Raw genomic sequence first — 7,945 nt, 5'->3', positions numbered from 1 at the left:
GCGTGGTCCTTGTATAGGGCATGGCTGACCATGGCTCGGACCCTACGAGCAGTTGCGCACCACAAGCTGAGCAATGCGACCCCCGATGACGTCGTGCTGTCTCCCCTCGGCCGAGATCGTGCACGTCTCCACGGCGGCCGCAAGGGCGCCTACGGTGTCGCTTCGCGATGGCGCAAGCCGCCACCCTTGCCCCACCGCTTCGACGAGCAATCCTGCGGCTAGGACGAGGAGGCAGGGGAGAGTGGGCCCGAGCGCGAGACAGCCCCAACCACTGCGCCGGTCTCAATATGGGGGTAGACGCATCCTCATTTCCTCTCCCGACCTGACTTTGGTCACCCGAGCCTGGTTTCGCAGCTTGTACTGCGCTGAGCTGCGGTGATGTGTTTGCGCGGGAGCGGTGTGAGGCACTAATTCGGTGCTCTACGCTCGGTCAGGTGGCGTGGGTGAGGCGGGTACGGACGGCCTCCGGGGCGACCGCGGTCCAGATCGCCGAGTCCGTGCAGGGCCATCGACGGATCGTGGCCCATGTCGGGTCAGCGCACACCGAGGCCGAGCTGGGCCTGCTGGTCGAGCAGGCCCGTGGGCTGATCGACGACGCTGCACAGCAGGCCCTGGATCTGGGCGTCGCGCCGTCACCCCGGCGGGCCGAGCTGATCGCGCCCACCGCGGCCGGCGGTGCCACGCAGGAGGGGCTGTTCGGCCAGATGCCGCGGCGCGCCCCGAGCACCACAACCCGGCGGGTGGGTGCGCCGCAGGTGATCACGACCGGGTCGCGGGTGCTGTTCGACATCCTCGCCGAGGTCTACGCGGGCCTCGGGTTCGCAGAGGTCGCTGATGACACGTTCCGCGACCTGGTGATCGCCCGGATCGTCGAGCCCACGTCCATCCTGGACACCGGTCGGGTGCTGGCCGGTCTGGGCGTCACCGCGGCGAGCGAAAAGACGATGCGCCGCACCCTGCTGCGCTGCACCGGGCGCAGCTACCGCGACGAGATCGCGAGGGCCTGCTTCACCCACGCCCGTGGCAGTGGGGATGTGTCGTTGTGTCTCTACGACGTCACCACCCTCTACTTCGAGGCGGAGAAGGAGGACGACCTGCGCAAGGTCGGGTTCTCCAAGGAACGCCGGGTCGACCCGCAGGTCGTCGTCGGGCTGCTGGTCGATCGCGCAGGGTTCCCCCTCGAGATCGGCTGTTTCGAGGGCAACAAGACCGAGACCGCGACGATCCTGCCGATCATCGAGGCCTTCCGGGCCCGACACCAGCTGCCGGTCGAGCCGGGCGGGATGGTCGTGGTCGCCGACGCAGGGATGCTCTCGGCCGCGAACCTGCGCGACCTCGACGAGGCCGGCCTGCGGTTCATCGTCGGCTCCCGACTCACCAAGGCCCCGGTTGACCTGGAGTCGCACTTCCACTGGCACGGCGACGCCTTCGTCGACGGGCAGATCATCGACACCCTCACACCACGCGACCGCCGCACCGGGCGCAGCGAGAACAGCCCGAAGGTCAAGGCCGAGCCCGTCTGGAACCCCAACCAGCATCCGGGATCCTGGCGGGCGGTCTGGGCCTACTCCACGAAGCGGGCCGTCCGGGACCGGCGCACGTTGACCCTGCAGGAGAACCGGGCCCGCGAGGTCATCGCCGGCGAGAAGCCCGCGCGCACACCGCGGTTCGTCAAGGTCACCAACGGCTCCCGCGCCCTGGACGAGGCCTCCTTGGCTCGGGCATACCGGTTGGTCGGGTTGAAGGGCTACGTGACCAACATCCCGGCCGGCGGCGCAGCGGCCGGGGAGATCATCGGCGACTACCACGACCTCTGGCACGTCGAGCAGTCCTTCCGGATGAGCAAAACCGACCTACGCGCCCGCCCGATGTTCCACCACCAACGCCAGTCCATCGAAGCGCACCTGACCATCGTGTTCACCGCCCTCGCAGTCGCCCGCGAGATCCAGAACCGCACCGGGCTCACCATCCGCAACGTCGTCCGCCAGCTCCGACCACTGCGCTCGGCCACCATCGCCATCAACGGCACCCAGCAGACCTTCCCGCCCGCCGTCCCCGCCGACAAACAGGCCCTCCTCGACGCGCTCCGTCAGCCCGCGGCGAAGCACTAAGAGCGTGTTTGGAAATGGTGGGTGTGTCGGGATGGTCGACACGGCTGGGGTGCTCCATCGTGGTCGGCATGCAGGAACGACCGCGCCGGTACCCCTCGGACACCAGTGATGCCCAGTGGGTGGTGATCGAGCCGTTGTTACCGCCGCTCGCGCGGCGGGGGCGGCCTGTTGCTCATGCTCGTCGGGACGTGCTGGACGCGATCTTGTATGTCGTGCGGACCGGGTGTGCCTGGCGGGCGTTGCCGGTGGACTTCCCGCCCTGGCAGACCGTCTACTGGTACTTCAACCAGTGGGAACAGCAGAAGGTCACCGAGAAGATCCTCCCGGTCGTGCGGGGGCAGTTACGTATCGCCGAGGGCCGTGATCCGGAGCCGAGTGCGGGGATCATCGATTCCCAGTCGGTCAAGGGCGCCGACACCGTCGGCCAGGACTCCCGCGGCTACGACGCCGGGAAGAAGACAGGCGGACGGAAACGGTTCATCGTGACCGACACCCTCGGTCTGCTGCTGACCACGATGGTGTGCTCGGCCTCGGTACAGGACCGCGACGGCGCCAAGCCGATCCTGCTCAACCTCTACCTGCGCACCAGGGTGCGGTTCGTCTACGCCGACGCCGGCTTCGCCGGGCGACTGCTCGACTGGGCCGCCACGATCCTGCAGACAACGATCGAGATCATCCGCAAGCCACCCGAGCAGCGCGGATTCACCGTCCTCCCACGAAGGTGGGTGGTGTCGAACGGACCCTGGCCTGGCTCACCGCACACCGACGCCTGGCCCGAGACTACGAACGCCACCCCACCACATCCGAAGCCATGATCCGCTGGGCCGCGATCAACACCATCACCCGCCGCATCGCCCGTGGATACCCCGCCACCCGCCAGCAGAAACACACGACACCCTCAACCCACTAGAATTTCCAAACACGCTCTAAGACAAGTGACCGAAGTCAGGCCCGATGATGCGCCGAGCCAGGAGCGGGAAACTCTCAGCCAGCAATCTCCCGTGCCGATATCACTGGGTGTCAAGGCGCCGCGGAGCCGGCCACGCCGGCCCTGCCGGCTCGCTCCCTACACCTCCGGCCCGTTCGCGGCCGCTCGGGGCCGGCCCGCTAGCCCCGAGCCACGGAGAAGGTGCCCTGATCTCAGGGGCTGATGGCCCGCATGTCGCACGCCATACTCGCCGGGTGTACGCACGCCTACATCACATGCAGCTGGCCATGCCCCGCGGTCGTGAGGACGACGCGCGGCACTTCTTCGCAGATGTCCTCGGTATGACGGAGATCCCTAAGCCGTCGGTGCTCGCAGCCCGCGGCGGTGCCTGGTTTCGGGGCGGAGGTGTCGAGCTTCATCTCGGCGTCGAGGATGACTTCCGCCCTGCCCGCAAGGGGCACCCGGGCATCCAGGAGGCTTATTCAGGCTCCGTCAGGTAAGTGCGTAGAAGATGAGTCCGATGACTGCCGAGATCGTCGTTTTAAATGTGGCGTAGGGTCGGCGGTAGTCTGTGTGGAGAACTTTCCACGACTTGATATGGGCGATGACTCGCTCGATGGTGGCGCGTGTGCGGTTGAGGCTCTTGTTGAATGTTTTCTGCCAGTCGAGAAGTTCCCGGCCGGGTTGTTTTTTGAACGGGGTGAGCATGCCGCGCCCGATGTAGCCTTTATCGCCGATCGGTGGGTATGTGGCGAGGTGGTCGAGGGCGCCGGATTGGTCGAGGCAATGTAGGTCGTGTCGGGAGCCTGGGGTCGGGTCGGAGATCCACGACAGCTGCCCTTCCAGGGTGGCTGCGACCTGGACGACGACGCCGGTGGTGCGATGCTTGCCCGACCACAGACCTGGTACGGCGGTCCATGACCAGCAGGGCAGCAGGGTTCCGTCGATGATGAGGCTTATTCAGGCTCCGTCAGGTAAGTGCGTAGAAGATGAGTCCGATGACTGCCGAGATCGTCGTTTTAAATGTGGCGTAGGGTCGACGGTAGTCTGTGTGGAGAACTTTCCACGACTTGATATGGGCGATGACTCGCTCGATGGTGGCGCGTGTGCGGTTGAGGCTCTTGTTGAATGTTTTCTGCCAGTCGAGAAGTTCCCGGCCGGGTTGTTTTTTGAACGGGGTGAGCATGCCGCGCCCGATGTAGCCTTTATCGCCGATCGGTGGGTATGTGGCGAGGTGGTCGAGGGCGCCGGATTGGTCGAGGCAATGTAGGTCGTGTCGGGAGCCTGGGGTCGGGTCGGAGATCCACGACAGCTGCCCTTCCAGGGTGGCTGCGACCTGGACGACGACGCCGGTGGTGCGATGCTTGCCCGACCACAGACCTGGTATGGCGGTCCATGACCAGCAGGGCAGTAGGGTTCCGTCGATGATGTACTGCCGATCGGCACGAAGCTCCTCCGCAGTCGGACGAACGACACTCCGCAGTGCCTGTGCCAGCAACGGTGTCACCCCCGCGATCGCTCGACTGACCGTCGACTGCGACACCCCGTAGGTTTCCGCCAACTCCCACTGCACACGATTCCCGCGCAGATACGCCAACGTGATCACCACCGACCAGAACAATCCCAGAATCGGCGGCCAAGGCCGTCGCAGGCCAGTCGCGTTCCGCTGATCCTGCTCATGCACCAGAGCGGCAAGATCCTGAATCTCATCACGCCGAAAGCCAGTGGTATAGTACATACTGCGACAACCCGTTCATCTTGGATTGATTCGGCAAATTAATCTTCGCGATGGACGGGCTGTCGCCCAACCCGACACGCCGGGCTAGATCGTTATTTCACGGGCCCTGAATAAGCCTCGATGTACTGCCGATCGGCACGAAGCTCCTCCGCAGTCGGAACTACACTCCGCAGCGCCTGCGCCAGCAACGGTGTCACCCCCGCGATCGCTCGACTGACCGTCGACTGCGACACCCCGTAGGTTTCCGCCAACTCCCACTGCACACGATTCCCGCGCAGATACGCCAACGTGATCACCACCGACCAGAACAATCCCAGAATCGGCGGCCAAGGCCGTCGCAGGCCAGTCGCGTTCCGCTGATCCTGCTCATGCACCAGAGCGGCAAGATCCTGAATCTCATCACGCCGAAAGCCAGTGGTATAGTACATACTGCGACAGCCCATTCATCTCGGATTGATTCGACAAACCAATCTTCGCGATGGACGGGCTGTCGCCCAAACCGGGGGCTTATTCACAAGGGAGTAATTCTGTTGATCTGCGGAAGCCGTCACCGGCGATTTTGTCTCGATACCGGCACGGCGGTGTGTCGCGCTTGAAGTGCAACAGCCCTTGCCGGTTTGTTCGGTGTTCCCAGGCATCGAACGAGGATCGGCGAAGAGCTGTTGCGATTCAAAGCTATGACAGGGTTGGACGATAGACAACTCACCGATCTGGTGGTGAGAGTACACGCCCGATGCGGCGGCAAGTTCGTTTCTGCAGGTAGGCCTGTTGCGTTGGGCTTGTTCCGGTCAGTGGCCATGGTGGTGACGCTGATGCGCAAGAACGTGACCCAGGACTTCGCGGGCGCGATCTTCGGGGTCAGCCAGTCCACGGTCAGTCGCCGCTGGGACCTGCTGCGCCCGGTGATCGGCGAGGTCCTCGCCGACGTCGTGCCCGACCCGCGGGAGGTCCTCGGAGGCGGAACAGTGCTGGTCGATGGCACCGTGTGCCCGACGTGGGACTGGAACGCAGTGTCCGACCTGTTCTCGGTCAAGGCCGGCTACTCGGGCATGAACCTGCAGATCGCCGCCACCCTCGACGGAGTCCTCGTCGCGGTCGGCGAAGTCCCGATTCACGGCGCCCGCCACGACGCACATGCCTACGCCGCATCCGGGCTGGCGGAGCGTCTGCGCGATCTCCCGTCCGTCGCCGACCTCGGCTACATCGGCGTCGAGGGCATCAACACGGTCCCGCACAAGCGATCCCCCGGTATCGACCTCGACCCCAGCCAAGTCGAGTTCAACACCGCCCTCGGCAGAATCCGCGCAGCCGTCGAACACGCCATCGCGCACCTCAAAACATGGCGCATGCTCAGCGAAGAAGGTGGCCGATACCGCTACCCCATCAGCAAATACGAAAGCACAGTTGCGGCAATCGTAGGCCTCTACTTCTTTGCGGCTTATGAATAAGCCTCCCGACACGCCGGGCTAGATCGTTATTTCACGGGCCCTGAATAAGCCTCCCGGTACCGGGGGGCTTATTCACAAGGGAGTAATTCTGTCGATCTGAGGACGCCGTGGTCCGTCACCAGCAATTTTGTCTCGACATCGGCACGGCGGCGTGTTGCGCTTGAAGTGCAACAGCCCTTGCCGGTTTGTTCGGTGTTCCCAGGCATTGAACGAGGATCGGCGAAGAGCTGTTGCGATTCAAAGCTATGACAGGGTTGGACGATAGACAACTCACCGATCTGGTGGTGAGAGTACACGCCCGATGCGGCGGCAAGTTCGTTTCTGCAGGTAGGCCTGTTGCGTTGGGCTTGTTCCGATCAGTGGCCATGGTGGTGACGCTGATGCGCAAGAACGTGACCCAGGACTTCGCGGGCGCGATCTTCGGGGTCAGCCAGTCCACGGTCAGTCGCCGCTGGGACCTGCTGCGCCCGGTGATCGGCGAGGTCCTCGCCGACGTCGTGCCCGACCCGCGGGAGGTCCTCGGAGGCGGAACAGTGCTGGTCGATGGCACCGTGTGCCCGACGTGGGACTGGAACGCAGTGTCCGACCTGTTCTCGGTCAAGGCCGGCTACCCGGGCATGAACCTGCAGATCGCCGCCACCCTCGACGGAGTCCTCGTCGCGGTCGGCGAAGTCCCGATTCACGGCGCCCCGCCACGACGCACATGCCTACGCCGCATCCGGACTGGCGGAGCGTCTGCGCGATCTCCCGTCCGTCGCCGACCTCGGCTACATCGGCGTCGAGGGCATCAACACGGTCCCGCACAAGCGATCCCCCGGCATCGACCTCGACCCCAGCCAAGTCGAGTTCAACACCGCCCTCGGCAGAATCCGCGCAGCCGTCGAACACGCCATCGCGCACCTCAAAACATGGCGCATGCTCAGCGAAGAAGGCGGCCGATACCGCTACCCCATCAGCAAATACGCAAGCACAGTTGCAGCAATCGTAGGCCTCTACTTCTTTGCGGCTTATGAATAAGCCCCCGGCCTTCGGTGTAGATGACGAATGGTTCGAGCACACTGGACCGGGGCGGCCTGCCCTCCAGGACCGGCATCGGGTGTCGCTGCCAACGGCCGTCTCGGTACTCGAGGAAGCCGATCGCGTACCGGCTTCGCGGACCGTAATGCCGTAGGGAAGCCCAGGGCCCGGCAAAGTCGTGATGGGTGGGTCCTGAGCTGCGGTGATGTGGGGGGGGGGGTGGGTGCGGACACAGGCTTGGCGTGATCATGAGGGTGTCGAATCCTTGCTCACGTCAGGAAGCCTGTGTCCGCAGTGTCAGTGTCTCCGATCGTTGCTGCTCTGGAAGGCCTGGAGGTCGGTCCTGACGCGGGGAGAGCCGCGCCGGTCGGTGAGGCGGCGGGGTTGTCGCTGGTGGAGGCCCTGTCGCGAGTGCCGGACCCGCGGAAACCACGCGGTGTCCGCCACGGTGTCCTCGCGGTGTTGCTACTGGGGGCGTGCGCGGTGTTGGCGGGGGCCCGGTCGTTCACCGCGATCGCCGAGTACGCCCATGACGTCGGCCGCGCCGTGCTGGACGTGCTCGGGGTGGGCGCGGTCGCTCCGCACGAGTCGACCATCCGCCGGGTCCTGCAACGGGTCGACGCCTCGGCGCTGGAGGCGGCGTTGCAGTCCTGGGTGTTGCCCCAGCTCAGCGCCCAGCCGGCGGCGGAGGGCACACACCGGC

At 65.1% G+C, this 7,945-nt stretch carries 7 protein-coding genes and 2 pseudogenes; 6 read left to right on the top strand and 3 right to left on the bottom strand.

Annotation, left to right across the window (positions count from 1 at the left end; translation table 11 throughout):
- Positions 1 to 434 precede the first annotated feature (434 nt).
- Both KPL57_RS61990 and KPL57_RS61985 read left to right on the top strand, forming a co-directional pair.
- On the top strand, positions 435 to 2,111 hold the full coding sequence (locus KPL57_RS61990) for an IS1634 family transposase (RefSeq protein WP_226350710.1): 1,677 nt from the start codon (positions 435 to 437) through the stop codon (positions 2,109 to 2,111).
- Positions 2,112 to 2,179: 68 nt separating this feature from the next.
- Positions 2,180 to 3,021 (top strand): IS5 family transposase gene (locus tag KPL57_RS61985; RefSeq protein ID WP_226353067.1). Its coding sequence is split into 2 segments (ribosomal slippage): positions 2,180 to 2,839 and positions 2,842 to 3,021, totalling 840 coding nucleotides; the frame shifts between segments, so codons are not numbered across the junction.
- Between the two features lie 510 nt (positions 3,022 to 3,531).
- On the opposite strand, the gene KPL57_RS61980 is transcribed toward KPL57_RS61985, so the two are convergent.
- From KPL57_RS61980 to KPL57_RS61970, 3 genes are all read right to left on the bottom strand, one after another.
- Positions 3,532 to 3,987, bottom strand: coding sequence for a transposase family protein (locus KPL57_RS61980; protein ID WP_226351767.1), 456 nt, complete (start codon positions 3,985 to 3,987; stop codon positions 3,532 to 3,534).
- A 22-nt stretch (positions 3,988 to 4,009) separates the two neighbouring features.
- Positions 4,010 to 4,777: a transposase family protein gene (locus KPL57_RS61975; RefSeq protein WP_226359084.1), complete on the bottom strand. Its 768-nt coding sequence runs from the start codon at positions 4,775 to 4,777 to the stop codon at positions 4,010 to 4,012.
- A gap of 92 nt (positions 4,778 to 4,869) precedes the next feature.
- A complete protein-coding gene (locus KPL57_RS61970; protein WP_226359079.1) occupies positions 4,870 to 5,205 on the bottom strand; it encodes a transposase family protein in 336 nt (111 codons plus the stop codon).
- Between the two features lie 369 nt (positions 5,206 to 5,574).
- Between KPL57_RS61970 and KPL57_RS61965 the strand changes: the two genes are divergently transcribed.
- The 4 genes and pseudogenes from KPL57_RS61965 to KPL57_RS61950 form a co-directional block, all read left to right on the top strand.
- Positions 5,575 to 6,225: a transposase gene (locus KPL57_RS61965; protein ID WP_226351147.1), complete on the top strand. Its 651-nt coding sequence runs from the start codon at positions 5,575 to 5,577 to the stop codon at positions 6,223 to 6,225.
- 245 nt (positions 6,226 to 6,470) lie between these two features.
- Positions 6,471 to 6,695: pseudogene (locus KPL57_RS73540) on the top strand (transposase family protein); the annotation flags it as partial.
- A gap of 214 nt (positions 6,696 to 6,909) precedes the next feature.
- A pseudogene (locus KPL57_RS73535) lies at positions 6,910 to 7,242 on the top strand (transposase family protein); the annotation flags it as partial.
- 300 nt (positions 7,243 to 7,542) lie between these two features.
- A partial coding sequence (locus KPL57_RS61950) for a transposase family protein (RefSeq protein WP_226359083.1) occupies positions 7,543 to 7,945 on the top strand: 403 nt, incomplete at its 3' end.

This window comes from Pseudonocardia sp. ICBG601 (assembly GCF_020496245.1).
This window is presented reverse-complemented; position numbering and strand designations above follow the sequence as displayed.